At 61.7% G+C, this 23740-nt stretch carries 30 protein-coding genes and 1 riboswitch; of the genes, 14 read left to right on the top strand and 16 right to left on the bottom strand.

Going from position 1 to position 23740, the window contains the following annotated elements; translation table 11 throughout:
- Nucleotides 1-11 precede the first annotated feature (11 nt).
- Nucleotides 12-3212, top strand: a complete 3201-nt coding sequence (locus HEQ17_RS08085; RefSeq protein ID WP_296292262.1) for a type I restriction endonuclease subunit R — start codon at nt 12-14, stop codon at nt 3210-3212.
- 2 nt (nt 3213-3214) lie between these two features.
- Here the strand turns inward: HEQ17_RS08085 and HEQ17_RS08080 are convergent, their stop codons facing one another.
- Entirely contained in the window at nt 3215-3904 is a 690-nt protein-coding gene (locus HEQ17_RS08080) for a substrate-binding domain-containing protein (RefSeq protein ID WP_296292261.1), read from the bottom strand.
- Between the two features lie 88 nt (nt 3905-3992).
- On the opposite strand from HEQ17_RS08080, the gene tsaD reads away from it, so the two are divergent.
- From tsaD to HEQ17_RS08060, 4 genes are all read left to right on the top strand, one after another.
- Nucleotides 3993-5042 (top strand): tRNA (adenosine(37)-N6)-threonylcarbamoyltransferase complex transferase subunit TsaD, encoded by a 1050-nt coding sequence (gene tsaD / locus HEQ17_RS08075; RefSeq protein WP_296292260.1) that lies wholly within the window; start codon nt 3993-3995, stop codon nt 5040-5042.
- Between the two features lie 156 nt (nt 5043-5198).
- Complete coding sequence (locus tag HEQ17_RS08070; protein WP_296292259.1) at nt 5199-6455, top strand: branched-chain amino acid ABC transporter substrate-binding protein; 1257 nt, start codon at nt 5199-5201, stop codon at nt 6453-6455.
- A gap of 68 nt (nt 6456-6523) precedes the next feature.
- Nucleotides 6524-6633, top strand: a riboswitch (TPP riboswitch).
- Nucleotides 6623-8008: a sodium:solute symporter gene (locus HEQ17_RS08065; RefSeq protein ID WP_296292258.1), complete on the top strand. Its 1386-nt coding sequence runs from the start codon at nt 6623-6625 to the stop codon at nt 8006-8008. It overlaps the preceding riboswitch by 11 nt.
- A gap of 156 nt (nt 8009-8164) precedes the next feature.
- Entirely contained in the window at nt 8165-8575 is a 411-nt protein-coding gene (locus tag HEQ17_RS08060) for an aldehyde dehydrogenase family protein (protein ID WP_296292257.1), read from the top strand.
- 56 nt (nt 8576-8631) lie between these two features.
- On the opposite strand, the gene HEQ17_RS08055 is transcribed toward HEQ17_RS08060, so the two are convergent.
- The 3 genes from HEQ17_RS08055 to HEQ17_RS08045 all read right to left on the bottom strand — a co-directional run bounded on the left by HEQ17_RS08055 (nt 8632) and on the right by HEQ17_RS08045 (nt 10576).
- Nucleotides 8632-9426 carry a dienelactone hydrolase family protein gene (locus tag HEQ17_RS08055; RefSeq protein WP_296292256.1) on the bottom strand — a complete coding sequence of 265 codons (795 nt, stop codon included), beginning with the start codon at nt 9424-9426 and terminating at the stop codon, nt 8632-8634.
- Between the two features lie 89 nt (nt 9427-9515).
- Entirely contained in the window at nt 9516-9902 is a 387-nt protein-coding gene (locus HEQ17_RS08050) for a hypothetical protein (RefSeq protein WP_296292255.1), read from the bottom strand.
- Nucleotides 9899-10576 (bottom strand): transglutaminase family protein, encoded by a 678-nt coding sequence (locus HEQ17_RS08045; protein WP_296292254.1) that lies wholly within the window; start codon nt 10574-10576, stop codon nt 9899-9901. Before HEQ17_RS08045 ends, HEQ17_RS08050 begins: the two co-directional genes overlap by 4 nt.
- A gap of 96 nt (nt 10577-10672) precedes the next feature.
- Here HEQ17_RS08045 and HEQ17_RS08040 point away from each other — a divergent pair, with 96 nt between their 5' ends.
- The 7 genes from HEQ17_RS08040 (at nt 10673) to HEQ17_RS08010 (ending at nt 15295) form a co-directional block, all read left to right on the top strand.
- Nucleotides 10673-11566 (top strand): MBL fold metallo-hydrolase, encoded by an 894-nt coding sequence (locus tag HEQ17_RS08040; RefSeq protein WP_296292253.1) that lies wholly within the window; start codon nt 10673-10675, stop codon nt 11564-11566.
- A gap of 31 nt (nt 11567-11597) precedes the next feature.
- Nucleotides 11598-12413, top strand: a complete 816-nt coding sequence (locus tag HEQ17_RS08035; protein WP_296292252.1) for a fumarylacetoacetate hydrolase family protein — start codon at nt 11598-11600, stop codon at nt 12411-12413.
- A 99-nt stretch (nt 12414-12512) separates the two neighbouring features.
- Nucleotides 12513-12809: a type II toxin-antitoxin system RelE/ParE family toxin gene (locus tag HEQ17_RS08030; RefSeq protein ID WP_291912309.1), complete on the top strand. Its 297-nt coding sequence runs from the start codon at nt 12513-12515 to the stop codon at nt 12807-12809.
- A gap of 3 nt (nt 12810-12812) precedes the next feature.
- Nucleotides 12813-13103 carry an addiction module antidote protein gene (locus HEQ17_RS08025; RefSeq protein ID WP_296292251.1) on the top strand — a complete coding sequence of 97 codons (291 nt, stop codon included), beginning with the start codon at nt 12813-12815 and terminating at the stop codon, nt 13101-13103.
- A gap of 218 nt (nt 13104-13321) precedes the next feature.
- Nucleotides 13322-13753 (top strand): translesion error-prone DNA polymerase V autoproteolytic subunit, encoded by a 432-nt coding sequence (gene umuD, locus HEQ17_RS08020; RefSeq protein ID WP_296292250.1) that lies wholly within the window; start codon nt 13322-13324, stop codon nt 13751-13753.
- A 16-nt stretch (nt 13754-13769) separates the two neighbouring features.
- Complete coding sequence (cho, locus tag HEQ17_RS08015) at nt 13770-14645, top strand: excinuclease Cho (RefSeq protein ID WP_296292249.1); 876 nt, start codon at nt 13770-13772, stop codon at nt 14643-14645.
- 74 nt (nt 14646-14719) lie between these two features.
- Nucleotides 14720-15295: a pyridoxamine 5'-phosphate oxidase family protein gene (locus HEQ17_RS08010; RefSeq protein WP_296292248.1), complete on the top strand. Its 576-nt coding sequence runs from the start codon at nt 14720-14722 to the stop codon at nt 15293-15295.
- 6 nt (nt 15296-15301) lie between these two features.
- Here the strand turns inward: HEQ17_RS08010 and HEQ17_RS08005 are convergent, their stop codons facing one another.
- The 8 genes from HEQ17_RS08005 to HEQ17_RS07970 form a co-directional block, all read right to left on the bottom strand.
- A complete protein-coding gene (locus HEQ17_RS08005) occupies nt 15302-15718 on the bottom strand; it encodes a dihydroneopterin aldolase (protein ID WP_296292247.1) in 417 nt (138 codons plus the stop codon).
- A 15-nt stretch (nt 15719-15733) separates the two neighbouring features.
- A complete protein-coding gene (locus HEQ17_RS08000) occupies nt 15734-16090 on the bottom strand; it encodes an HNH endonuclease signature motif containing protein (RefSeq protein ID WP_296292246.1) in 357 nt (118 codons plus the stop codon).
- 129 nt (nt 16091-16219) lie between these two features.
- Nucleotides 16220-16540 carry a BrnA antitoxin family protein gene (locus HEQ17_RS07995; RefSeq protein WP_296292245.1) on the bottom strand — a complete coding sequence of 107 codons (321 nt, stop codon included), beginning with the start codon at nt 16538-16540 and terminating at the stop codon, nt 16220-16222.
- Complete coding sequence (locus tag HEQ17_RS07990; RefSeq protein ID WP_296292244.1) at nt 16533-16844, bottom strand: transcriptional regulator; 312 nt, start codon at nt 16842-16844, stop codon at nt 16533-16535. Before HEQ17_RS07990 ends, HEQ17_RS07995 begins: the two co-directional genes overlap by 8 nt.
- A gap of 112 nt (nt 16845-16956) precedes the next feature.
- Nucleotides 16957-17484 carry a heme-binding protein gene (locus tag HEQ17_RS07985; protein ID WP_296292243.1) on the bottom strand — a complete coding sequence of 176 codons (528 nt, stop codon included), beginning with the start codon at nt 17482-17484 and terminating at the stop codon, nt 16957-16959.
- Between the two features lie 180 nt (nt 17485-17664).
- Nucleotides 17665-18675: a DUF533 domain-containing protein gene (locus HEQ17_RS07980; RefSeq protein WP_296292242.1), complete on the bottom strand. Its 1011-nt coding sequence runs from the start codon at nt 18673-18675 to the stop codon at nt 17665-17667.
- Nucleotides 18676-18856: 181 nt separating this feature from the next.
- Nucleotides 18857-19159 carry a type II toxin-antitoxin system RelE/ParE family toxin gene (locus HEQ17_RS07975; RefSeq protein ID WP_296292241.1) on the bottom strand — a complete coding sequence of 101 codons (303 nt, stop codon included), beginning with the start codon at nt 19157-19159 and terminating at the stop codon, nt 18857-18859.
- Entirely contained in the window at nt 19156-19602 is a 447-nt protein-coding gene (locus tag HEQ17_RS07970; protein WP_296292240.1) for a hypothetical protein, read from the bottom strand. The genes HEQ17_RS07975 and HEQ17_RS07970 overlap by 4 nt, the downstream gene beginning before the upstream one ends.
- A gap of 179 nt (nt 19603-19781) precedes the next feature.
- Between HEQ17_RS07970 and HEQ17_RS16005 the strand changes: the two genes are divergently transcribed.
- A complete protein-coding gene (locus tag HEQ17_RS16005) occupies nt 19782-20123 on the top strand; it encodes a hypothetical protein (RefSeq protein WP_366938033.1) in 342 nt (113 codons plus the stop codon).
- A gap of 371 nt (nt 20124-20494) precedes the next feature.
- On the opposite strand, the gene HEQ17_RS16000 is transcribed toward HEQ17_RS16005, so the two are convergent.
- Complete coding sequence (locus HEQ17_RS16000; RefSeq protein ID WP_366938032.1) at nt 20495-20671, bottom strand: hypothetical protein; 177 nt, start codon at nt 20669-20671, stop codon at nt 20495-20497.
- Between HEQ17_RS16000 and HEQ17_RS15995 the strand changes: the two genes are divergently transcribed.
- On the top strand, nt 20588-21151 hold the full coding sequence (locus HEQ17_RS15995; protein WP_366938058.1) for a DUF4113 domain-containing protein: 564 nt from the start codon (nt 20588-20590) through the stop codon (nt 21149-21151). The two genes, HEQ17_RS16000 and HEQ17_RS15995, sit on opposite strands and share 84 nt — an antisense overlap.
- Here the strand turns inward: HEQ17_RS15995 and HEQ17_RS07960 are convergent.
- The 3 genes from HEQ17_RS07960 to HEQ17_RS07950 form a co-directional block, all read right to left on the bottom strand.
- Entirely contained in the window at nt 21128-21979 is an 852-nt protein-coding gene (locus tag HEQ17_RS07960; protein WP_296292239.1) for a B12-binding domain-containing protein, read from the bottom strand. The two genes, HEQ17_RS15995 and HEQ17_RS07960, sit on opposite strands and share 24 nt — an antisense overlap.
- 196 nt (nt 21980-22175) lie before the next feature.
- Nucleotides 22176-23174, bottom strand: coding sequence for a S1C family serine protease (locus tag HEQ17_RS07955; RefSeq protein ID WP_296292238.1), 999 nt, complete (start codon nt 23172-23174; stop codon nt 22176-22178).
- 112 nt (nt 23175-23286) lie between these two features.
- On the bottom strand, nt 23287-23688 hold the full coding sequence (locus tag HEQ17_RS07950; RefSeq protein ID WP_296292237.1) for an EamA family transporter: 402 nt from the start codon (nt 23686-23688) through the stop codon (nt 23287-23289).
- Between the last annotated feature and the right edge of the window lie 52 nt (nt 23689-23740).

Raw genomic sequence — 23740 nt, 5'->3', positions numbered from 1 at the left:
CGGATCAAATCATGACTGAAGACCAACTCGAACAAGAAGCCCTCGGCTGGCTGGCCTCTGTCGGTTACACGCCGCTCAACGCCCGTGATCTGGATAACCTGGACCCGCGCCTGGCGCGCGCCAGCACCCGCGAGGTGGTATTGGCCGTCAGTTTGCGTGCGGCCATTGACCGGCTCAACCCTGCAGTGCCCGCCATCGCTCGCGAGGACGCTTTTCGTCAGGTGCTCGATTTGGGGCAGCCTGCTTTGCTGTCGGGCAACCGGGCGTTTCACCGGGTGCTGGTCACGGGCGTGCCGGTTCAGTACCAAAAGGATGGCGAGACGCGTGGCGACTTTGTGCGCCTGATCGACTGGCAAGACGCCCAGCGCAACGAGTGGCTGGCGGTGCAGCAGTTCACCATCAAGGGGCCGCGCCATACGCGCAGGCCCGACATCATTTTGTTCATCAACGGTTTGCCGCTGGTGCTGATTGAGCTGAAGAACCCCGCAGACCTGAATGCCGACATCTGGAAGGCCTACGACCAGATTCAGACTTACAAAGACCAGGTGGCCGATGTGTTCATCTACAACGAGTTGTTGGTGATCTCGGACGGTACCGAGGCGCGCATGGGCTCGCTCTCGGCCAATGCCGAGCGCTTCATGCAGTGGCGCACGATTGACGGCGTGGCGCTGGACCCGCTGGGCAAGTTTCAGGAGCTGGAGACTTTGGTGCGCGGCGTGCTGGCCCCGGCTTATCTGCTGGATTACCTGCGATTTTTTGTCCTGTTTGAGGATGACGGCACCTTGGTCAAAAAGGTGGCGGGTTACCACCAGTTTCATGCGGTGCGTGCCGCCGTAGAGCAGGTGGTGACCGCCGCCAGCACACACGAGGCCACACGCCGAGGCAAGGGTGGTGTGGTTTGGCATACGCAAGGCAGCGGCAAGAGCATCACCATGACGTGCTTTGCCGCCCGCGTGATGCAAGAGCCCCGGCTAGAAAACCCGACCATTGTGGTCATCACCGACCGCAACGATTTGGACGGTCAACTGCTTGGCGTTTTCAGCCTGAGCCAAGACCTGCTGCGCGAGCAGCCCCAACAAGCCACCACGCGCCAACGGCTGCGCGAGTTGCTGGACAACCGGCCTTCGGGCGGCATTGTGTTTGCCACCATTCAGAAGTTCATGCCCGGCGAAGACGAAGACACCTTCCCGGTGCTGAGCCAGCGGCGCAACATTGTGGTGATTGCCGACGAGGCGCACCGCACGCAATATGGCTTTGAGGCCAAGCTCAAGTCACGCAAGTTCAATGGTGGCGCGAGCCCTGCGGTGGCTTACACCACGGGCGACAGTCAGACGGTGGCCAGCACAGCTGACTTTGCGCCACCCGAATACCAAGTCAAATACCAGGCGGGCTATGCTCAGCACCTGCGCGATGCATTGCCCAACGCCACCTTTGTGGCGTTCACCGGTACCCCCGTGAGCAGCACCGACCGCGACACGCGCTCGGTGTTTGGCGAGTACATCCATGTGTACGACATGCAGCAGGCGCAAGAAGATGGCGCGACGGTGGCCATTTATTACGAAAGCCGCCTGGCCAAGCTGGGCTTGAACGAAGGCGAGCTGAGCCACCTGGACGACGAGGTGGACGAGCTGGCGGAGGACGAAGAAGAGAGCCAGCAAACCAAGCTCAAAAGCCATTGGGCGGCTTTGGAAAAAGTGGTGGGTGCCGAGCCGCGCATTGCCAGCGTGGCCGCCGACTTGGTGGCGCACTTTGAAGAGCGCAACAACGCCCAAGACGGCAAGGCCATGGTGGTCGCCATGAGCCGCGAGATTTGTGTGCACCTGTACAACGAGATCACCCGCCTGCGCCCCGACTGGCAAAGCGACGACCCGGAGCAAGGCGCGATCAAGGTCGTGATGACGGGCAGTGCAAGCGACAAAGCCTTACTGCGCCCGCACATTCACAGCAGTCAGGTCAAAAAGCGGCTCGAAAAGCGCTTCAAAGACCCGAAAGACCCGCTCAAACTGGTCATCGTGCGCGACATGTGGCTCACAGGTTTTGATGCGCCGTGCGTGCACACCCTGTATGTGGACAAACCCATGAAGGGCCACAACCTGATGCAGGCCATTGCCCGCGTGAACCGCGTGTTCAAGGACAAGCAGGGTGGCCTGGTGGTGGACTACATCGGTATTGGCGAAGACCTGAAAGCCGCGATGAAGGAGTACACCGCCAGCAAAGGCCGGGGCAAGCCCACGGTGGACGCTCGCGAAGCGCTGGCCGTGATGCTGGAAAAGCTCGATGTGCTGCGGGCCATGTTGCACGGCTTTGACTACTCAGGCTTTTTGACGGGCGGACACAAGACGCTGGCCGGTGCTGCCAACCATGTGCTGGGCCTCCAATCAGACAAAGAGCGCGACGGCAAAAAGCGTTTTGCCGACCACGCGCTGGCCATGAGCCATGCGTTCAGCCTGTGCTGCACTTTGGCCGAGGCCAAAGACCACCGCGACGAGGTGGCCTTCATGCAGGCGGTCAAGGTGATCCTGACCAAGCGCGAAGCCAGCGCCCAGCGCAAGACCGATGAACAGCGCGATCTGGCGATTCGCCAGATCATCAGCTCGGCTGTGGTGTCGGGCGAGGTGGTGGATATTTTTGCGGCCGTGGGGTTAGACAAGCCCAACATCGGTTTGCTGGACGACGACTTTTTGGCGCAGGTGAACAACCTGCCTGAGAAGAATTTGGCGGTGGAACTGCTGGAGCGTTTGTTGCAAGGCGAGATCAAAAGCCGCTTTGCCAGCAACGTGGTGCAAGACCGCAAGTTCAGCGATTTGCTGGCCGATGTGATTCGCCGTTACCAAAACCGCAGCATCGAAACCGCGCAGGTCATGGAAGAGCTGATCGCCATGGCAAAAAAGTTTCGCGAGGCGGCCAATCGGGGTGACCAGCTGGGTTTGCGTGAAGACGAAGTGAAGTTTTACGACGCGCTGGCCAACAACGAGTCGGCCGTGCGCGAGCTGCAAGACGAAACCCTGAAAAAGATCGCCCAAGAGCTGACCCAAAGCCTGCGCGAGAACCTGACGGTGGACTGGTCAGAGCGCGAAAGCGTGCGGGCCAAGTTGCGGCTCATGGTTCGCCGCATCCTGCGTAAATACAAATACCCGCCCGACCAGGCAGATGCAGCTGTGGAGCTGGTGCTCGAACAAGCCCAGACTATTGGGGAAGACTGGGCTCTTTGAGTTCAGGCCGGCGCCATGCCATGCTGGCGCTTGAGCGCGTCACAGGCAGGCGAATGCCAGAAGGCCAGCAGCGCACGCATAGCCTCAGGCTGTGCGCAAGACGCCGCCACCGAGCCCGAGAAAGTGGTGATGATCTCCACCGCCGGGGGCAGGCCGCCCACGATGGTGATGCCTTGCACGCCCAGCATTTCGCTCAGCTGCTGAAAGCCCAGCGCCACTTCGCCCAACGCCACCAGCGAGCCCACCGGCACGCCGGGTTTGGCTTGAACGAGGCGGTCCTTGATTTGTTCGGCGATGCCCCAGGCCTCAAACTGTTTGGCCAGTTGTACGCCGCTTGGGCCCGTGGAATAGCCCAGCGTGGGCGCGGCCAGTACAGCGGCTTTGAGCGCGGCTTCGGTCGAGATGTCGGGCACGGGCTGGCCCGCAGGCACGGCCACCGCCACACCCGAGCGCACCAGATCGACTCGGCTGCCCGCCAGCACATGGCCGCTGGACACAAGTTTGTCGATGGCGTCGCTGGCCAGCACCACGCCGTCAAAGGCTTCACCTGCCTGTACACGCTTGGCGGCATCGACGCCGCCGACCGACTCGACCAACACCTGAACGCCAGGCGCTTGCGCTTGGTAAAGCGCCACCAGATCGGCCAGCAGGGGCTTGGTGGCCATGGAGGAAATGAGTCGCAGTGTGGTCATGTTGGGCGCTTTGAAATGATGCTTCGTTGACCTTTGGATTATGGCCAAGAGCGAGGCCCGCGCCCGTGCGCCGCTTAAACTCACGGTCATGAGAATTTTGGGAATCGAATCTTCTTGCGACGAAACGGGCGTGGCCTTGGTGGAGACCATGGGCAGTGCCATGCCGCGCCTGATGTCACACGCGCTGTTCAGCCAGATCGAGATGCACCAGGCCTACGGCGGTGTGGTGCCCGAGTTGGCCAGCCGCGACCACATCCGCCGGGTGTTGCCGCTCACGCGCCAAGTGTTGGTCGAGGCGGGCGCCACTTTGGGTGATATCGACGTGCTGGCCTACACCCGGGGGCCGGGGCTGGCCGGGGCTTTGCTGGTGGGCTCGGGCGTGGCTTGTGCTTTGGCCGCGGCCTTGGGCAAGCCGGTGCTGGGCGTGCACCACCTGGAAGGGCATTTGCTCTCGCCGTTTTTAAGTGCCGATCCGCCCGAATTTCCCTTCATCGCCTTGTTGGTGTCGGGCGGGCACACCCAGCTCATGCGGGTGGATGGCGTGGGCCGTTACGAATTGCTGGGCGAGACGATCGATGACGCCGCAGGCGAGGCCTTCGACAAATCGGCCAAGCTCATGGGCTTGCCTTACCCCGGCGGCCCGGGCCTGTCGCGTCTGGCCGAGCATGGCAACCCGGCCGCTTACAAGCTGCCGCGCCCGTTGCTGCACAGCGGCGATCTGGACTTTTCCTTTGCAGGCCTCAAGACGGCGGTGCTCACCCAAAGCCAGAAAATCGGCCCTGCCGCCCACACCGAAGGCGCGCCCGAGCGGGCCGACCTGGCCGCGTCGACCCAAGCCGCGATTGTCGAAGTGTTGGTCAAAAAGTCGATGACCGCACTCAAAACATCCGGCATGAAGCGCCTGGTGGTGGCTGGGGGCGTGGGGGCCAACCGCGAACTGCGTGCGCAGCTCAACGCCGCTTGCGCCAAAGCCCAGGTGCGCGTGCACTACCCCGAGTTGCACCTGTGCACCGACAACGGCGCCATGATCGCCATGGCCGCGGCCATGCGTTTGCAAGCCGGGGTGCAAACTGCCGAAGCGCGTTACAGCTTCGATGTGAAACCGCGTTGGCCGCTGCACGAGTTGGCCGGCGCTTGAAGCTTCAAAACGCCCGGTGAACAAGCCCCACTTGAATGCGGGTTAACCCTAGTTTTTGCAACTCGTCTGGTTAAACTCTGCTTCTTTTTTTGTGCGGGCCGGACCACGGTTCTTTTTGTTATGCAGTCATTGAGCTCTTTTTCGCGTCGCAATTGGATGGCCTATTTGGCGGCCTTGTGTTTTGTTCCAGCGCTTGCCCAAGCCCAAGCCCAGTTCCCCGCGCCCATCAAGCTGGCCCTGATCGAAGGCATGAGCGGCCCCTTTGCCAACACCGGCGAAGCGGTGGTCCGCAACATCGCCTGGGCGGTCGAGCGGGTCAATGCGCGTGGCGGCGTCAAAACCGCCCAAGGCATGCGGCCCATGGTGCTCGAGCGGTACGACAGCAAAGGCCAAAGCGAAGAGGCTTTGTCGGCCCTCAAATCGGCCATCGACGACGGCGCGCAGGTCGTGTTGCAAGGCAACTCATCGGCCAATGCGGCGGCCCTGATCGATGCCATCAACAAGCACAACGAGCGAGAGCCTGCCAAGCGCGTGCTGTTTTTGAACTACTCCGCCGTGGACCCGATTCTGACCAACGAAAAGTGCAGCTTTTGGCATTTTCGATTTGATGCCCATGCCGACATGCGCATGGCGGCCTTGATGCAGGTGGTCAAAGGTGACACCTCGGTCAAATCGGCCTATTTGATCGGGCAGGACTACAGCTTTGGCCAAGCGGTGCTGCGTGAGGCCCGCAGGCAATTGGGCTTTCAGCGCCCGGATGTTCAGATCGTGGGGGACGAGCTGCACCCCATGGGTCGGGTGAAAGACTTTTTGCCCTACGCGGCCAAGATCAAAGCCAGCGGTGCTCAGGCCGTGATCACGGGCAACTGGGGCAATGACCTGACGCTCTTGGTCAAGGCCGCGCGGGAGGCCGGATACGACGGCAAGTTCTACACCTTTTATGGCAATGCTTTGGGCGCGCCGGCCGCCATTGGTGAATCCGGTATCAACCGCGTGATCGCCGTGGCCGATTGGTTGCCCAATGTGCCGGGTGCCGCCAGCGAGCAGTTTTACCAGTCGTTTCGCCAGCGCTTTCCCAAGCCGTCTGAGGACTACGTGCATGTGCGGATGCAGTTGATGATCGAAGCTTTGGCCCAAGCAGTTGAGCGGGCAGGGGGCACCGATCCAGTGGCCGTGGCCTTGCAGCTCGAAAAAGCCCGCGTCACCATCGCTGGGCAAACCGGCACGATGCGCGCCGAAGACCACCAATTCCAGCAGCCCTTGGTGGTGGGCGTGATGGCGCGCCAAGGCACGCCCGGTGTGCCCTTTGATGTCGAGGGCTCCGGCTACGGTTTCAAGGTGGTGCGCCAGATCAAGGCCGAGCAGGCCCGCATGCCCAGCAGCTGCAAGATGGTGCGCCCCAGTGGCGCTTGAGTCTGGCCTGGCCCACATGACCTAGAATCCAACGTCCCTTTCAAGGGGACATCGCATCATTTTTATCAACCCGTCGCCAGGGGAGCTCCGAAAAGAGCTGAGATTGCGTCTGACTCGACGCTGACCCTGGAACCTGATCCGGCTCATACCGGCGGAGGAAGCGCGACATGCTGTACGTCACTGCAGCCGCTATTTTTGCGGCACTTGTTTTTTTCATCTGGGTCGCCCTGCGCGATCGCACACCCGTGGCCAGTCTTGACGACTACCTCACCGCCAGGGGCTCACAAAATTCAACCGCCTTGGGTTTGTCATTTTTGGCATCCGGCATGGGCGCATGGATTTTGTTTGTACCGCCCGAGATCGGCGCGTTTGTGGGGCCTATTGCTTTGGTGGGTTACGCCTTGTCGGCGGCGCTGCCATTTCTGCTCTTGGCTTGGTTGGGTCCCGCCATACGCCAGCAAATGCCCCACGGCCGCACCATTGCCGAATTTGCCCAAGAACGTTTTGGCCAGAGCTTGCGTTTGTGGGTCAGCGCCTTGTCGGTCTTGTACATGCTGTGTTTCATCACGGCCGAATTGACCGCCATTGGGGCCATCACCGGCTTGTTGTCCGAGTTGCCCGGCAGCGTGGTCATCGTCGCCGTGGCGGTCACCACCTTGGTCTACACCACCTGGGGTGGCTTGCGTGCGAGCATGGTCACCGACCGTTGGCAGGCTTGGTTGCTGCTGGCTTTGCTGGCCATCGTGATCGGCGTCACGCTGTTCAGCTTGCCCCAAAACGCCGTGACCCAAGCTTGGCCTGCGGCACCGATCGAGGTGTCCCTCAACGTGGCTTTGACGCTCGTGATTGCGGTGACAGCCGCCAATATTTTTCACCAAGGCTATTGGCAGCGTGTGTGGTCGGCTCGCAGCGACACCGAGTTGCGCAAAGGCGCGTTGCTGGGCGGGGCGCTCACCGTGCCGGTGATGTTGGCCATGGGCGCTTTGGGCATGCTGTGCATGGCCATGGGCAAAAACCCAGGCTCGCCACCCATTCCCTTCTTTGCTTTGTTGTCCGATGCGCCAGCTTGGTTGGCTGTGCCCGTGTTGTTGCTGGCGGTGGCTTTGGTGGCCTCGTCGGTGGACACGCTGCAAAGCGGCATTGCTTCCTTGGTGGTCACGGCCCGGCCGCAAGTTTCGCTGGGCGCTGCCCGCTGGATCACGGTGTTGCTGATGCTGCCGGTGGTGTGGGTGTCGCTGCAAGGCTTGTCGGTGCTGAGGCTTTTCTTGATTGCCGATTTGTTGTGCGCCACCGCGGTGGTGCCGGTCTTGTTGGGCCTTTGGCAACGCATGACCCCAGTCGCCGCAGTGGCTGGATCTGTCGCCGGTTTGTTGGGAGCGGTGCTGCCCGGTTGGTTGAGCGAAGGAAGTCTGAGTGCAGGTTTGCTGGCTGCGAGTTTTCCCAATAGCGTGCCGACGCTGGCGCCTTTTGCCGGTGCCTTGCTGGCGTCCACCCTGGTCAGCTTGTTGCAGGCTGGGCTGCGGCAGGGCTCACCCGTTCGAATCAAGGTTTAACCTTGGACGAGACGGGCCCACAGTAGCTGGTTTTTGCCAAGTTTCTTGGTTGGCATGCTGACCATTGCTGGCTTCATGGTGGCGTTGCCTGCCTCAACTGGAGTTGGGCTGCCAACGGGCGAGCCACGGCAAGTCGATTGATGAAAGCCTGACGCGATGCAAACTGCAAAAACCGACATCCACGGCCAATGGGTCAAGGGTCATGAGGCCCATCGTCGAGGCGACTCCATCGACCCCGCCACCCGCTACGGCTGGGCGGCATCGGTTTGGACGCAGGACTTTCGGGCAGCTCGCCAACTGGCGCGGCGCATCAAGTTCGGTAATGTATGGGGCAACTCGCACAACCGCCCTTTTGCCGAAATCGAAAGCAGGGGCTATCGCCAAAGCGGCTTTGGCCGCTTGTATGGCGTGGAAGGGCTGAACGATTTCATGGAAACCAAGCATGCGACTGCCGCTGAACATCTGACTGACTTGGCTGGTGCCGTGCGGCGTTCGCTGGTCCCGCTGGCCCGGCTCCGGCAAGTATGCGCTGGCCAGGCTGCTGCTGCCCATGCAAGCCGGGTTTGACGCTGAACCTGCAGATGTGTGCTGGCCTGTACCTTGACACGCTGCTCTCATCGAGATCAAGGCGGGGCAGGATCAGGCCATCGCTGCTTGAGCCAGTCCAGCACATCCTGCCAAGCCTGAGGGCCTGTCACAGGGTGGCGTCCGGCGTGAACGCCCAGACCCGGATGTGGGCCATTGGGTACGCGGGGCAAGTGCTGAACTTGCCCTACCGGGTTGTCAAAACCGTGGTGGCTGTCCGGGTACAGCTTGAAGCTCATGCCAGATCGCTGGCCCAAGGCCACACAGGGCGCGGCAGGCGTCCAGTCGTCTGCCGCCCCCAGCAGCATGTGCACGGGCCAGCTCGGCTGATAAGCCCGCCCAAGTGCGTCGGCGCAGCCTGGGTAAAAGGCCAGCGCCACGTCGGGTGTCACACTGGGTTGAGGGAGTTTATGCTGGCTGTCCGAGCTGGCCAGCACGGTGTTGCCGCCATGGGACCAGCCCAGCAAGGCCACGCGTTGGCGATCCGTCCAGGCTTGTTGGGCAAGCCAAGCCAAGGTGGCGTGAACGTCGCTGCGCCGATGGCTTTGCCTGACTTGGCGCGACGCCATGCTTTGTTCGCACAAACTGGTTTCTTGCCTGGGTGTGAGGCTGTCGGGCCAGACCACGCTGTAGCCTTGTGCCAGCAACAAATCGGTCATGCCTTGATGGCGCGCACTGAGCTGGCCTTTGCGCGAGCCGACAGTGGAATAAATGCCGCCGCACCCGTGCAAAGCGATCACCACCGGGCGGGGGGTGGCATGGGTCTTTTGTGCCGGATGAAACACCCAGGTTTTCAGCGCCAGACCGTTGACACCGGGCACAAGCTCGGACACGGGTTGAGCCTGTGCCGATGGCCCCAGCCCCAACCCCAAGCACAGCCAAAGACCGCAGCGACGCAGGAACTGAAGCAGGTGCACAGCGCTTACCGTATGCCGTGTTGACCCAGGTGCCGCACCGCGTCTGACACACGCATGCCCAACTGCAGGCCCTGCGCCAGAGCCAGCGCGTTCAGGCCATTGACCACGCCGTTGTCCAGCCCGTCTTGCGCCTCGCCAATGCGCGCCGAGGTGTGGGCATACAAAATGGCCAGCACGCCCACCGCCTGCAATTCATGCAGCGCCACGCGACCAGCGTCGTCCTTGCCGCCACCGGCGTCGTTGAAGGCCACGGCGTAGGGTTTGTGGGTTTGCGCTGTCACAAAATGCGAGGCCGACAAACCCCCGTGCGAGCCCGACACGATCACCGCGCCGGCATGGCTGGCGTTGACCAGCGCAATCGAGTCGAGCAAAACCAGTGCGCGCTGCGTCATCGCATTTCCTTTGCCACATCTTGCTCGAAGCTGGCTTCCTTTAAAGGGGCTTTTTCGGCCATCCAGCCGCTGTACACGGTTTGGAAATCCGCCACGATTTGCGCCAGCGGCATGTCGTCAAAGGTGCCGCGCTGGTTCACGTACTCCATGTGCCGGTTGCCTGCCTTGTCAAACGGGTGGTAGATCGAGTCGTTTCGTCCGTCAAACTCCAGCGGCAGCAGGCCGAACTTGTCGCACAGCTCGATGTTGAAGGCGGGCGTGGCCTTGACCCATTGGCCGTCCAGCCAGATGTCGGCATAGCCGTGCCAGATGAACACATCGGTCTGCATGGTCTGGCGCAAGCGCTCGGTGCTCAGGTGGTTGCGCACATCGGCGTAACCCAAGCGGGCATGCAGACCGGCGGCGCGGCAAGCCGCCGCCATCAAGGCCGCCTTGGGCACACACCAACCCGAGCCTTGGGTAATGACCGAGCTGGCGCGCATGCCTTCGGTGGACAGCTCGATCCGGTAGGGGTCGTAACGGAACTGGTCGCGCACCGCCAGGTACAGCGACACCGCACGTTCGCGGTCGGTGGCGCCTTGCGCGTGCTGGCGCGCCAAGGCGATCACGTCCGGGTGGTCGCTGTCGATCAAGGCCGTGGCGGCCAGCGTGGCGGGGGAGGGCAGGTCGGTCATGCGGATCACTGTAGCGCGTGTGCCAGCGCGGGGCTGTCACGCTGGCTATAGTGGCTTGTCGCGCTCTGGATGGGGCGCTGTTCAGGAAGGACCTTCATGGCGTCGGTGTTGAATTTCGGAGCGGTGCGGGTGCACCTGGGCGAAAAATCGGGCAAATACCCCGACGGCAACCAGCTCATCGTGCAGGGGGCCGACATGCGCGTGGCCTTTGACACCCCCGAGGTGGCCAACCGCATCGGCCCCGAGCTGGACACGGTGGACCTGGTCATCTTGGGCCATGTGCACGAAGACCACATGGCGGGGTTGCACCGCCTGCCGCACGCCCCTGTGCAAGTGCACGAGGCCGATCTGGCCGCCGCGCAATCGTGGGACGGCTTGTGCCAACACTACGGTTACCCCGCCGAGGTGCTGGACGCCATGCACGCCATCGTGCAAAAGGATTTCCATTACCAGCCCCGGCCCGACGCCACCGGCTACACCGACGGCGCGGTCTGGGACTTGGGCGGCGGCGTGCGGGTGCGAGCACACCACCTGCCGGGCCACACCGCAGGCCACTGCGCCCTGGTGGTCGAGAGCGAAGGCCTGGCCTTCATTGGCGACATCGACCTGAGCGGCTTTGGCCCGTATTACGGCGACGCCACCTCCAGCCTGAGCGATTTCCGCCAGACGTTGAAGAAGGTCGCCGAGTTGGACGCCCGCATCTGGGCCACCTCGCACCACAAAGCGGTCATCACCGACCGGGCCCAGTTTTTGGCCGACTTGGCGCGCTTTGCCAGCAAGATCGACGAGCGCAGCGCGCAATTGATGGGCTATTTGCAGACCCCGCACAGCCTGGACGAGCTGGTGGACCGCCGCCTGCTGTACCCACAAGGCTACGACGTGCCCTTTGTGCCCTGCGCCGAGCGCAACACCATCGGCATGCACCTGGCCGAGCTGCAGGAACAGGGACAGATCCAAACCTTGGAAGACGGCCGCTTTGTGGCGGTGTGAAGCCTTTTCACCATTTCATCAGGAGACTTCTATGACCCCCGAACAACTCTTGCAGCACCACGACCAAGCCCGTTTGTGGGGCCAGGCCCCCGGCGTGGTGGGCGGCCCCGACACGGCGGCGGCCTACCAACAAGCCCTGGCCGTGCGCCAGTTGCGCCAGCAGCGTGGCGAAGTGGCCAAGGGCTACAAAATTGGCTTCACCAACCGCACGCTGTGGCAGCGCTACGAGGTGTTTGGCCCCATGTGGGGCACGGTCTGGGACACAGGCCTTGGCTTTGCCGAGCCCGCCGCATCGGGGACTGCTGAAGGGCAAATCGACCTGACCCACACCTGCCAGCCCCGGCTGGAGCCCGAAATCGTCTTCGGCATGAAGGCCACGCCAGCGGCCAACGCCAGCATGCAGCAGTTGTTCGAGGCCATCGACTGGATCGCACCGGGTTTTGAGGTTGTGCAGTCGCACTGCCTGGACTGGAAGTTCACTGCCACCGACACCATGGCCGACAGCGGCTTGCACGCCCGCCTGCTGGTGGGCCAACGCCTGCCCGTTCAGCAACTGGCCGCCGATGCGCAGGCCCTTCACACCCTGCTGGCGCAGGCCCAGGTCACGCTGTTCAAAAACGGCCAGGCGGTGGAGCAGGGCACCGGCACCAACGTGCTCGACAGCCCGCTGAATGCCTTGCACCACTTTTTGAAAGAACTTCGCCAATGCCCCGGCGCGGTGGACCTGCAAGCGGGCGACGTGATCACCACCGGCACCTGGACCGACGCTTGGCCGCTGCAAGTGGGCGAAAACTGGCGCGCCGAGTTTTCTGCGCCGCTGGGCAGCCTGAGCGCCCACACTTGTTGAGATGCTGTGAAGTTTTGAGCAACAGGGCAAAGATGGATTTTTTGTAGGAGCCCACCTGCGAGGGGTTAATATTTGTATTCGATCGAATACAATTGAAGCATGTACCAAGTAGAGACCACAAAAGACTTTGATGCTTGGCTGGATGGACTCAAGGACAGTCTGACCCGCAAGCGCCTTGGGATGAGGTTGCGCAAAGCTCAACTTGGAAACCTGGGCGACGTGAAGCCCGTAGGCGAGGGCGTCTGGGAAATGCGCGAATTTTTTGGACCAGGCTGGCGCATGTATTACATCCAGCAAGGTTCTGTGTTGATTGTGATGCTTGGCGGTGGCGACAAGTCCACTCAAGCGGTTGACATTGCCGCGTCCGTTCAGTTGGCCCGTTTGTTCAAGGAGTGAACCATGAAACCCCATACCCGACCCTTCGACATCACCGAGATGCTGCAAGACGATGAAAGCATTGCCGAGTACCTGACTTTGGTGATGGAAGATGGTGATCCTGCTTTGTTGGCCGCCACTTTGGGCGACATTGCTCGCGCCCGTGGCATGACACAGATTGCGAAAGACGCTGGCATCGGCCGCGAGGCTTTGTACAAAGCGCTTCGTCCGGATGCCAGCCCTCGGTTTGATACCGTCGCCCGCGTGTGCAAGGCCCTGGGCGTGAAGTTGGTGGCGCAGCCGGTAGCGGGGTAAATCCATCCTGTCGGCTGGCACCACAGCCGCAGAGCACCTGCAGGACCTTGAGGGTCCGACATCACAGGGCATAAAAAAACGCCCCGAGCCGCAAGGTCCGGGGCGTAAATCAACAAAAATGTCAGGCAACTGCAGGAAGCATGACCAGGTCAGTATACTGTAAATATAAACAGTATTTTGATCTCTCCATTGCCACTCCTGCAGCCAAAGCGTCCCTCATGCATACCCCAGACACCCCCCAAGCCCTGCCCCCCGGAAACTGGTGGCTGCAGGCCTTGCCCGCCAGTATTGCAGCGGGTTTCCCGTCGCCCGCTGAAGACCACCAGGTCGAGCGCATCGACCTCATGCAGCAGCTGGTCAAGCACCCACAGGCCACGTTTTACATCCGCGTACGCGGCGAAAGCATGCGCGATGTGGGCATCTTGGATGGCTCTGTCGTGCTGGTGGACCGCGCCATCACCCCGGCCGATGGCCAGATCGTGCTGGCCGTGATCGACGGCGACTTCACTTGCAAAATCCTGCGCCTGCCAAGCGAGGGCCTGCGCTTGCAAGCAGCCCACCCCGACTACCTCGACATCGTGCCCAAAGACGGCCAAAGTGTGGACATCTGGGGCGTGGTGGTGGCGACCATCCACCAACACGCCACCTGATCTGATCGAACCTGACATGGCCAGCATTTCCCCCCGCCGCCGCCGCGATGACTTCGAGGCCGAGCGCGTCTACGAATACCCCCAGCATCTGCGGGGCGCCATCGAAGACGCGCCCACCGGGGCGGGTGTTTACATCTTCCACGGCCAAGAAGGCGACTTGCCGCTGTACATCGGCAAAAGCATCAACATCCGCGCCCGGCTGCTGTCGCACCTGCGCACGCCCGACGAGGCGCGCATGCTGCGCCAAACCCAACGCATCAGCCACATCCGCACGGCGGGCGAGATCGGCGCGCTGCTGCTGGAGGCGCAAATGATCAAGGCCCAGCACCCCTTGTTCAACCAAAAACTACGCCGCAACCAGCAGTTGTGCAGCCTGCAACTGACGGGCGAAGTGCCGCAAGTGGTCTATGCCCGCGACATCGACTTTGCCAGCCAGCCCGAGCTGTATGGCCTGTACGCCAGCCGCCACGCCGCACTCGGTGCGCTGCGCGCCATCGCTGACCAAAACAAGCTTTGCTATGGCCCGCTGGGCCTCGAAAAATTGCCCCTAGGCAAAGCTTGCTTCAGGGCCGCCATCCGCCAATGTGCGGGTGTGTGCCGGGGCGACGAAACCCCCGAGGCCCACCGCGAGCGCCTGTTCACCAGCCTGCTGGCGATGCGTGTGGAATGTTGGCCTTATCCGGGCGCGGTGGGTTTGGTGGAACGTGATGCCGAACTCACGCAAATCCACGTGGTGAAGCACTGGTGCTATCTGGGCAGCGCCCCCACCCCCGAAGCGGCCCGCCAACTGAGCCAAACGGCCAGCCAAGTAGCCGCCAACTTTGATGCCGATGGCTACAAGATTTTGTGCCGCCCGGTGCTCACGCACAGTGTGGACATTGTGTTGTTGTGAGCCCCAACGACATGTCAGACCATTCGGTTGAAGCCCCTACCCAAGGCACCCCAACGCAACCTAACCCCATCATCATGAAAATCCACCTGCAAACGCCCGAAGAAATTCGCCTGCAAATTTGGAAAGAACTGGCCCGGGCCAGTCTGGACCGGCACCACGAATGGCGCACGCCGGTGCTCGCCTCTGCCGACGCAGACGGCTTGCCCGATGCACGCACCGTGGTGCTGCGGCAGGTGGACGCTGTAGTCGGGCAACTGACTTTTTACACCGACAGCCGCAGCCCCAAAGTGGCTCAACTGCAATCACAAGCTTCAGCGGTTCTGGTGTTTTGGAGTGCGCGTTTGAGCTGGCAATTACGGGTGCGCGTGGCCTGCTCGGTTATTACCGCTGGGCCGGAGGTTGATGCGCTTTGGCAAGGGGTCAAGCAGTCGGCGGCTGCGGGTGATTATTTGTCGCCACGGCCGCCGGGGGCGGTGTTGCCACCAGGCAGTGGCACGGCAGATGCAACCAAGGCCAGCGCCTCCGCGCCCACACACAGCTTTGCCTTGCTGCGTGCGCAAGTGCTTCAGATGGACTGGCTGGAGCTGTCGCGCGACGGGCACCGCCGGGCGCAGCTGAGCGCTAACAGTTGGGAGTGGCTCACGCCCTGAATGCTTTCAGCCCCGGTCGTCTCGCATGCGCTGCAGTTGTGCGCCGTCCACCACCAAACGCACGCCCAAAGAACCGCTGCCCGTACGCACCGGGAATTTGCGCAGAGCCATCTCAAGCGCCTCGATGGCTGGGTAAGCCGCGCAGGCCTGCACGATGCGCGTCATCAGCCGTTCTTGGGTTTCATACAGCCCATCTGCCGCCAGCCGTTCGATCTCGATCACCAAAGGGTCGTAATCGAACACATGCGCCATGCCGTCTTGGGCGATCAGCACCAGATCGGGGTCAATCCACAGCGTCAAGTCCAGCGCGTGGTACTCGGGCACGGTGTCGCCAGGCGCATAGGTGCCGATGCGGGTGGCCAGGTGAAAGTCTTTCAGTTCGATCCGGCTGGGCGTGGGCTGTGTGGGCATGGATAAAGGCATGGTGGTGGGCAGGGTTCAGTGCCGGTTTTGGAGCCGTTGGCTCTTGCGGCTTTTTTCAAAAAATGCGTTGGGTTTGGTTTGCACCCAACGGATGAAGCGGGCCATTTCTTCGGGCTGCTTCAAGGCGTCGACCGTGGCATAGGTGCGGGCCAATTCGGTCTCGGTGAACAGCGCATGGATCTGGCGGTGGCAAATGCGGTGCAGCAGCACGGTGTGCGCGCCCCCATGTGACTTGGGCACCAGATGGTGCGCATCTTGTTGGCTGGGCGGAATGGGGCGCTCGCAAAGTGGGCACAACACGTCGTCACTGCGCGGTGCGGGCAAGGCTTCAAGCTGTGCTTGAATGAGTTTTTTTCGAATGCGCCCTGTCACGGCTGCAAGATTGTGTGACCATCGCCCAAGGCTACAACAGACCGCCTGCGGCACAGGCCGCACCGGGCGATTGATCCCAGTCGCTTTCAGGGCATCAAGTCGTGTTGGGTGGTCGTTGTTTGGCCAGGCTCAATGTCCGGCTTCAGCCGATGGTGAATGCGTGCGCAGCCAATCCTTGAGCGCGGCATCAATGCGGGTCTGCCAACCATGACCGGTGGCACGAAAAGCCGACGACACCTCGGGCGACAAGCGGATGGTGGTGGGCACTTTGCGGTCTGGCTTGACGCTGCCCACGGGGCGGCCTGCACCACGCGCCCGAATTGCTTGAGGCGTGTGGCTTGCGGCCAGTTCACCCTTGAGCGCCTGATCGACCGAGCGCAGCAGCGCCGCTTCAAATTCGAGCATTTCGGGGTCCACAGGGGCCGCTTGAGTGGTTTTGGATTTAGGCATCGAATCGCTCCTTCAGTTTCAGCAGCAGTTCAGGTCTCAGGTTGTCAAATTTGGCTTTGGCGTAAACCAACAAAAGAACGATCTCTCCGTTGGACAAGCGGTTGAAATAAATCACCCTAGCACCGCCGCTCTTGCCCATGCCTTGGCGTGTCCACCGTACTTTTCGCAAGGGACCAGCCCCAGGAATCACATCTCCAGCCATTGGGTTTTCGCTGATCCACGCAATGAACTCAAACCGTTCGGAATCAGCCCAAACCTTGGCTGACCAAGCGATGAACTCTGGGGTTTCGTGGACGGTCAACATGAATTAATTGTACTAGCAAAAAATTAGTTGACTGAATCATTGCTGATGAGGGAGGCAGCAGATGCTCGGGGCTCGAGCATCTGCTTATGAAGCCGCGTGGGCCCAGTCGCTTTCAGGGCATCAGGTCAATCAAGATCTCGTTGCGGCGGTTCCACGGCAAGGTGAACGGATCGTCGTAGCGGGCCACTTGGGCCGTGGGGCTGAGCTTGAGGTTTTTGGTTTTGGCCCAAGCCTTTAGCCGCTCAGTTTGCTCTTGAATGCTGGTCTGCGTGGTGAAACCACTAAAGCGCACGGCCACCGTCTCGTGCTCGGCCACAGGGCGCAGCTGAATCTGGGGGTTCAGTGGCTTGGGCAAGGTTTGCATGCTTTCGGCAGATGGCATCACAAAGTGCACGCGCCAACCCTCTGACTCGGGGGCAACGGTGACGGGTGCTGTCATCGAGATCTTGCGCTGAGCGCCCACCTCGGCCTGGACGTTGTCGCCAAAAATATAAGACGCGATGCGCCGAAAGCCGTTGCGGCTGGCAGCGTCAAAGTCGCCAGTGATTTGGGTTTGCGCCACCGTGAAGGCGGCGTAGCGGCGCACCTCAAAAGGTGGCTCAGAGACCAGCACCGTGTAACGCGGTTCTTCAACGGCCATGGCAGCTCCACAAAAAAGAAACAGAACAGAAAAAAACCAGCGCATAAAAACTCGCTTGAAAAGAGGGTGTGAGGGCTTATTAAAGCAAAGGCAGGGCCCAGACGTCGGTCCGCTGGCGCACGCCCGCAGGAGGTGAAGTCTTCGGTGGTGTGACCGGTGTGCCCGATGTGGGTCGCTCACTCAGCCCCGGACCATGCGCATCACCTCGCCTGCGTCCAAAGTGGACGCGCGGGCCCGGATGTCACCCAAGTGCTGTTGTTGCAGTGTTTTGCCACTGCCCAAAAGGCCTTGGTAGGTTTGTCGCAGCAAGTCGGTGGACATGACGCGACCGCCTGCGTAATAGCGTTTGGCCAAATGGCCGAGCGCGTAGGTGCTGGCAAACGAAAACGCCATGCCCGTGGCTTGGCTGGTCAGGCCACCCAGCAGTTTGCCGCCAGCCTTGCCGATCAAACCACCCAATAGCTTGCGGCCAAACTCTTCGATGTATTGCGAAGTCAGGCCCACGCCCGCAGCGGCAATGAACTCTTTGATGTGGCCTTGGTCGAGTGACACGCCATGGGCCTGGCCCATGCGGTAAACCATTTTGATTTGCAGCGGAATGATGGCCATGGACGCCCACGACTGGGGCAGCAACTCCAGTGCGCCGTTCAAGATGGCGTAGTTGAGGATGGAGCGGTCGATGGCGGCGTTGTCTACGGCAGGCGCAGCGGGGGCTGCAGCAAGTGCGGTGGGGGCGGTAGGTGCACTGGGCTGGGCAGCGACGGCGGCCGGGGCGTGCAGCGGTGCGGCGGCTTCTTCGGCATAAGCGGCTCGGGCCAAGGCCTGGGTGTGCGTTGTGGCCTCGGGCTCGGCTTCGGACTTGCCCATTTGCAGGTCGGTTTTGAGGCGCTGCAAAAACGCGGCTTCAGCCGGGCTGCACAAGCCGTCGGCATGGCACACGGCGGTGGCCCATTCATAGGCCAGTTGGCGGTGCATCGGGTCTTGCAGTTGCGCGGCGGCTTGCTGCGCTGACAAACGCCCCAACAGCGCCGCCTGCACGGCTTGGGCCAGTTGCTTGGCACCGCCTTGCTCGTCGAGCTGCAAAGACAGGTCGCGCACAAAGTCGCGCTCGGCTTGAGACTTGTCGCCATCGGCCATGGCGGCGTGAACCATGATGGCCAAAAGTGCTTGTTGGGTGGGGGCGTTGATCATGTGAATTGGAAGAGGCAGAAGAAAAAAAACCAATTCAAGCACATGAGGCAAAGAAGGTACCCGCTGAAGATGGGCAATGACCTGTTGCTGAAGGGGATTGGCAACATGCTTTGCGCGGACGCTGCGCTTTGGGCAACGACGCGCCTCATGGCGATAGGTGAAAAAGAAGAGGGCACGCCCCTCACGGCATTCGTTGTGCTGCGTGTTTCACCCGCAAAATTTCGACGGTTCGGCTCTCGGTCAGCACGCGGTAAAACACGATGTAGTTCGGGTGCACCACCAGTTCGCGCAACCATTCTGGCAAACCCGGCCGGCCTTGTCGGCCAAGCTGTGGGTGCTGTGCCAGCATCCCGGTTTTGTCGCGCAATTCTTGGCCGAAGCTCTGGGCTCGCGTGGGGTTGTCCTTGCCGATGTAGCGCACGATGGCGCGCAAGTCTTCGCGGGCCATCGGACGCCATTCAACGCGAAAAATCGGCTGCGTCATGCTCGTATTTTCTGACTCAAGGCATCCAGCTCGGCGGCCATGTCGGCCATGACTTCATCGTGCGCAATGCTCTGTCGCGGGTCATCCAGCGATGCCTGGATTTCGCTGGCCAGCCACTGGTTATAGGCGGCGGCTTCGTGTGCGCCGCGCATGGCGTTGGCCCTGCCTCGGTTGCCCGCACTCGGTTCTTTGTCGGCCGGGTCGTAGTCGGTCGCGTCGAAATGGCCCACTGTGATGCCAATTTCACGCAACACATTGAAGGCCGCCAAAGGATTGCCAAAGCGGCGCGGCTCGGTGCTGCGGGCCTTTGACAGCAGGGCACTGGAGCCGCTGCGGGTGTCGATCTGAACCAGAAACGCCCCGCCTTGCCCCTTCAAGGTCACGCCCGACACACCGCCGGCGTCGTTTGCAGCACGCAGCTGCTCCAGGGTTATGCTTTGCATGATGGGCTCCTTAAAAGGTTCTCTTGAAAAAAAGGTCGATTGTGCAGGCATTCAAGGAGGCATGCAATCTTGGGAGGTCTGTAAGTATGTGATGCGGGGTTTTCAGTGCCTACTCGGTATACTGTTCATTCATACAGTATCCGGCGACCCATGCCCCCCACCCCCACCTCACTCAACCCATGCTCGCCCTCATCGACGGCAACAACTTCTACTGCAGCTGCGAACGCGTCTTCCAGCCCTGGCTGCAAAACCGCCCGCTCGTCGTCCTCTCCAACAACGACGGCTGCGCCATTGCCCGCTCTGACGAAGCCAAAGCGCTGGGCATCAAGATGGGCGCGCCCTGGTTCAAGATCCGCCACCTCGAAGGATGCAAGCCGGGACTCGTCGCCCTCTCGGCCAACTTTGCGCTCTACGGCGACATGAGCGACCGCATGATGAGCCTGGCCGCAGGCCTTGGGCCACAACCAAGAGGTCTACTCCATCGACGAAAGCTTTGTCGACCTCAGCGGCATCCGCGGTGACCTGGTGCGCCGCGCCCGCACCATCCGCAGGCGCATCCACCAATGGATCGGCATCCCCGACCTGCATCGGCATCGGCCCCCACCAAGACCCTCGCAAAACTGGCCAATGCGATTCGCCAAAAGCGCCGAACGCAAACCCGGCAGCTACCCCGCCCACCATGCGCAAATTTGCCACCTGGGCGCATGCAGCCCGCAAGAACTCGCCGCCCTGCTGCAAGCCACCGACGTGGGTGAGGTGTGGGGCGTTGGCCCCCGCATGGGCGCACAACTGCGCGCCCAAGGCATCCACACCGCGCTCGACCTGCAGCGCATGAACCCGGCCGCCGCCAAAGCCGGATGGTCCGTCGTGCTGGAAAAAACCGTGCGCGAACTCAACGGCGTGCCCCTGCATCGAGTTCGAAGACGAACCCCCGGCCAAACAACAAATCGCCTGCACCCGCAGCTTTGGCCAGCCCATCACCGAACTGCACGAACTGCAAGAAGCCATCACCGAATTTGCCTGCCGCGCCGCCGAAAAACTGCGCAAACAAAACAGCCACACCGGCCAACTGATGGCCTTCATCCGCACCAGCCCCTTCCGAGAAAAAGACCCCCAATACAGCCGCAGTGCCAGCATCCCCCTGCCCAGCCCCACCAGCGACAGCGCCCACATCACCCAAACGGCCTGCGCCATCCTGAAACACATCTACCGCCCCGGCTACCCATACGCCAAAGCTGGCGTGATGCTGATGGACCTGCAACCGGCCACCCGCCAACAACTGACGCTGGACCTGGATGCCGACATGCCCGAAAACCGCATCCGCCTGATGCAAGCCATGGACCAAATCAACCGCCGCTATGGACGCGGCAGCCTGGTGCTGGGCAGCGCGGGGGGCATTGGGGCACAGCCGGTTTGGGGGATGAAGCAAAACTTCAAGACCCCCGCGTACACCACCGATTGGCAGCGCCTCTTGACCGTGCAAAACGACGTGCGCCTGCCCCCTGCGGCGCACCAGAGCCTGGTGTCAGGCGCGCGCCGCAGGGCCTGAACGGAAGGAAGCGGCCAGCGCCACGGCCTCTTTCACATCGATGCAGATGCCATCGGCGCCCAGGCTGCGGGCATCGTGCTGCTGAACCGTGAAGATGGGACCCCCCAGCAAGACACCCGGTTCGGGGTTGCCCGATGAGGCTTTGAGCGCGCGGATCAGACCGGGCAGGGTTTTGAGCTGTGCTTCGGTGGCGCAAGAGATGCCGATCACGTCAAACCACTCGTTGTTGACCGCGTGCATCAGTTCTTTTTCGCTGAGCGATATCTCGATCACGACGTCCCAGCCCGCTTTGCGGAAAAAATCGGAGACGATGGTCATGCCCAGAAAGTGTTGCGAGCCCGGAGCCGAAGCCAGCATGATGCGCTGCACATCGCCCCCCAGTTGCGGGCCGTTTTGGTATTCAAAGCCCAGGCGGTGCGTGATTTCGTGCATACGCACCAAGCCGCAGGTGACTTCGGTGAAGTCGCACAGGTCTTGTTCCCACATCACCCCCAGTTGTCGGGCGGCCGGGGCAATCAGTTCCAGAAAAAGGCGGTCGGTGGTCACGCCCTGGTGCAGCAGTTCGTCGATGAATTGCGTGGTTTCGCTGTTGGTGCTTGATTTGCTCAAGGCCACAAAGGTGGCAAGCTGTTTGGGTGATATGCCGGGGCCTTCAGTGGGTGCGTTGGCCTCGGGCACAGCCACCCGATGCGCCTGGACCAGGCGCGGGATGATCTGGGTCTCAATCACCTCGGTCAGCGACCGCTTGCATTCGTCCTGATGGCCTGAGGTGTCGGCAGATCCCGAAGACATGGCCTGCGGGTTCATGCCTTGCCCAAAAGCGGACATGAGCGTCAGCCAAGCGCTTGTAAATGCCCTGAGTGGGTGAAGGGCAAGGTCCAGGGAGTGGAGGTACATCAAGAAGCTCCAGAGTAGTTTTTGACCATAACGCTTTCAAAGCCCCTGTGCAAGACACCATGCCCTGCCTTTTCTAGGGGTTATCACCTGTAGTGACCGTGCTGGCCGGGTGACCGCAGTCGCGGTCTCAAATGCTGCTGGGGCGCGTGAGCGATTGGTTCCGGTCGGCGGTGACCAAGTCAATTTGGCGAATTTGCCCTTGCCGACGGATGCTCAATGTCAGGTTGCTGCCCGCTGGCCCCAGTGCCCGCAGGCGCTGGTAAAAGTCGGGCAGGTTGTCCAGGGCCTGGCCTTGCAGGGCCAGCAGGGTGTCGCCCACCAAGATGCCGCTTTGTGCTGCCGGGCTGTTGGGTGAGACCCGCAACACGCTCAACCCGCCACCGGGCAAAGCTTGGCTGCTGATGCCCAGCCACGACGGTGCAGGCCCCAGACGTTTGCCCTGGCGCAACAAGTCCGGCAGGGTGTCCTTGATCAAATTGACCGGGACATAGAGGTTGCCCGCCAGGGGCAACTGGTCGCCAAACACGTCTTGCACCAGCAAAGAGCCAATGCCCACCAGTTGTCCACGCTGGTCAAACAGTCCGGCACCGCTCCAGTTGTTCACGGCGGGCAAGGTCATCAGCGGCGCTTCTAGCCAATACTCCCACACTGCCGCAAAAGGCCGACGAGACACCAACTCCAGGGCGGTGAGTTCGGACTCCCTTTGACCCAGCGTCCAGAGTTTGCCGGGGGTGGGCAGGGCGTCCGAGTCGCCCAGGGGCACGGCCTCCAGACGCAAGGGCACCAAAGCCCGGATCAGCCCCAAGCCGCTGGCGGTATCCACAGCCCTGACCTGTCCGGGGATGGTTCGGCCCTGGTGGTCGATCAAGTCCACGGTGGTGGCTTCCAGCAGCAGGTAGCCGATGGTCAGCACGGTGTTCGGGGCAATGACCACACCTGAACCGAGCCTTTGTTGGCCCAGAGTGCGTGCAGTGCTGGCCTGCTCGTCGCTGCGGGTCTGGACGCTCACGACCGATTGCATGATGCGCTGTACGGTGGGCGTCGGCAGGGCCTGATCGGGCTGCGCCCAAGCCAGGGGCCAAGTCAGCAATCCAGCGCACAGCGCAATCCAGAAGGTGTGTTTCATTGGCGTAAGACCCAGAGGCTGTCAGTCAGCGGTTTGATCTATTTTGAAGTAATTTTTGGATGTGCGCCTGGGGCGAAGGTCAATCTCTTCAAATGCCGCAAACACAGGTTGTTCACTTCTCACCCGGGCCTTGAAATTCGCGCCACAGCAAATACAGGCCGCTGGCCACCACCACCACGGCGCCCAGCACCACGGCCAGGTCGGGCACCTGGTCAAACACCAGCCAACCCATCAGGGTCATGTAAATGATTTGCTGGTACAAAAACGGCCCCAACACCGCCGCCGAAGCATAGCGGTGCGCACAAGCCACAAAGTAGTGGCCAATGCCGCCGCACAAACCGGCCAGCGCCATTACGAACCACTCCAGCAGTGTGGCGGGGTTTTGCCATTGCCACAGCGCCACAGGCGTCAACACCAAGGTGGCCACCACCGCCGAGGTCAGTTGCGTGGTGGCTGGGTGTTCGCTGCTGGCCAGGTAGCGCGTCATCATGTTGAAGAGCGCATAAAATGGCATTGAGCTCCGACAACAAAATGGCCGGGTGAAAGCCTTGGCTGCCGGGGCGGAT

The sequence above is a fragment of the Limnohabitans sp. genome (assembly GCF_023910625.1).
GTDB lineage: Bacteria > Pseudomonadota > Gammaproteobacteria > Burkholderiales > Burkholderiaceae_C > Limnohabitans_A.
This window is presented reverse-complemented; position numbering and strand designations above follow the sequence as displayed.

Excerpts from the sequence above, each read along its gene's own strand:
- HEQ17_RS08085 (WP_296292262.1), top strand. The coding sequence starts at position 12 with ATGACTGAAGACCAACTCGAACAAGAAGCCCTCGGCTGGCTGGCCTCT.
- HEQ17_RS08025 (WP_296292251.1), top strand. The coding sequence starts at position 12,813 with ATGAAACCCCATACCCGACCCTTCGACATCACCGAGATGCTGCAAGAC.
- HEQ17_RS08080 (WP_296292261.1), bottom strand. The coding sequence starts at position 3,904 with ATGACCACACTGCGACTCATTTCCTCCATGGCCACCAAGCCCCTGCTG.
- HEQ17_RS07960 (WP_296292239.1), bottom strand. The coding sequence starts at position 21,979 with ATGTCCGCTTTTGGGCAAGGCATGAACCCGCAGGCCATGTCTTCGGGA.
- HEQ17_RS08040 (WP_296292253.1), top strand. The coding sequence starts at position 10,673 with ATGGCGTCGGTGTTGAATTTCGGAGCGGTGCGGGTGCACCTGGGCGAA.
- HEQ17_RS16005 (WP_366938033.1), top strand. The coding sequence starts at position 19,782 with ATGCTCGCCCTCATCGACGGCAACAACTTCTACTGCAGCTGCGAACGC.
- HEQ17_RS08045 (WP_296292254.1), bottom strand. The coding sequence starts at position 10,576 with ATGACCGACCTGCCCTCCCCCGCCACGCTGGCCGCCACGGCCTTGATC.
- HEQ17_RS08030 (WP_291912309.1), top strand. The coding sequence starts at position 12,513 with ATGTACCAAGTAGAGACCACAAAAGACTTTGATGCTTGGCTGGATGGA.
- HEQ17_RS07985 (WP_296292243.1), bottom strand. The coding sequence starts at position 17,484 with ATGGCCGTTGAAGAACCGCGTTACACGGTGCTGGTCTCTGAGCCACCT.
- HEQ17_RS07980 (WP_296292242.1), bottom strand. The coding sequence starts at position 18,675 with ATGATCAACGCCCCCACCCAACAAGCACTTTTGGCCATCATGGTTCAC.
- HEQ17_RS08060 (WP_296292257.1), top strand. The coding sequence starts at position 8,165 with ATGCAAACTGCAAAAACCGACATCCACGGCCAATGGGTCAAGGGTCAT.
- HEQ17_RS07955 (WP_296292238.1), bottom strand. The coding sequence starts at position 23,174 with ATGAAACACACCTTCTGGATTGCGCTGTGCGCTGGATTGCTGACTTGG.
- cho (WP_296292249.1), top strand. The coding sequence starts at position 13,770 with ATGGCCAGCATTTCCCCCCGCCGCCGCCGCGATGACTTCGAGGCCGAG.
- HEQ17_RS08005 (WP_296292247.1), bottom strand. The coding sequence starts at position 15,718 with ATGCCTTTATCCATGCCCACACAGCCCACGCCCAGCCGGATCGAACTG.
- HEQ17_RS08065 (WP_296292258.1), top strand. The coding sequence starts at position 6,623 with ATGCTGTACGTCACTGCAGCCGCTATTTTTGCGGCACTTGTTTTTTTC.
- HEQ17_RS07970 (WP_296292240.1), bottom strand. The coding sequence starts at position 19,602 with ATGCAAAGCATAACCCTGGAGCAGCTGCGTGCTGCAAACGACGCCGGC.
- umuD (WP_296292250.1), top strand. The coding sequence starts at position 13,322 with ATGCATACCCCAGACACCCCCCAAGCCCTGCCCCCCGGAAACTGGTGG.
- HEQ17_RS08035 (WP_296292252.1), top strand. The coding sequence starts at position 11,598 with ATGACCCCCGAACAACTCTTGCAGCACCACGACCAAGCCCGTTTGTGG.
- HEQ17_RS07990 (WP_296292244.1), bottom strand. The coding sequence starts at position 16,844 with ATGTTGACCGTCCACGAAACCCCAGAGTTCATCGCTTGGTCAGCCAAG.
- HEQ17_RS08070 (WP_296292259.1), top strand. The coding sequence starts at position 5,199 with ATGGCCTATTTGGCGGCCTTGTGTTTTGTTCCAGCGCTTGCCCAAGCC.
- HEQ17_RS08010 (WP_296292248.1), top strand. The coding sequence starts at position 14,720 with ATGAAAATCCACCTGCAAACGCCCGAAGAAATTCGCCTGCAAATTTGG.
- tsaD (WP_296292260.1), top strand. The coding sequence starts at position 3,993 with ATGAGAATTTTGGGAATCGAATCTTCTTGCGACGAAACGGGCGTGGCC.
- HEQ17_RS07995 (WP_296292245.1), bottom strand. The coding sequence starts at position 16,540 with ATGCCTAAATCCAAAACCACTCAAGCGGCCCCTGTGGACCCCGAAATG.
- HEQ17_RS07975 (WP_296292241.1), bottom strand. The coding sequence starts at position 19,159 with ATGACGCAGCCGATTTTTCGCGTTGAATGGCGTCCGATGGCCCGCGAA.
- HEQ17_RS07950 (WP_296292237.1), bottom strand. The coding sequence starts at position 23,688 with ATGCCATTTTATGCGCTCTTCAACATGATGACGCGCTACCTGGCCAGC.
- HEQ17_RS08050 (WP_296292255.1), bottom strand. The coding sequence starts at position 9,902 with ATGACGCAGCGCGCACTGGTTTTGCTCGACTCGATTGCGCTGGTCAAC.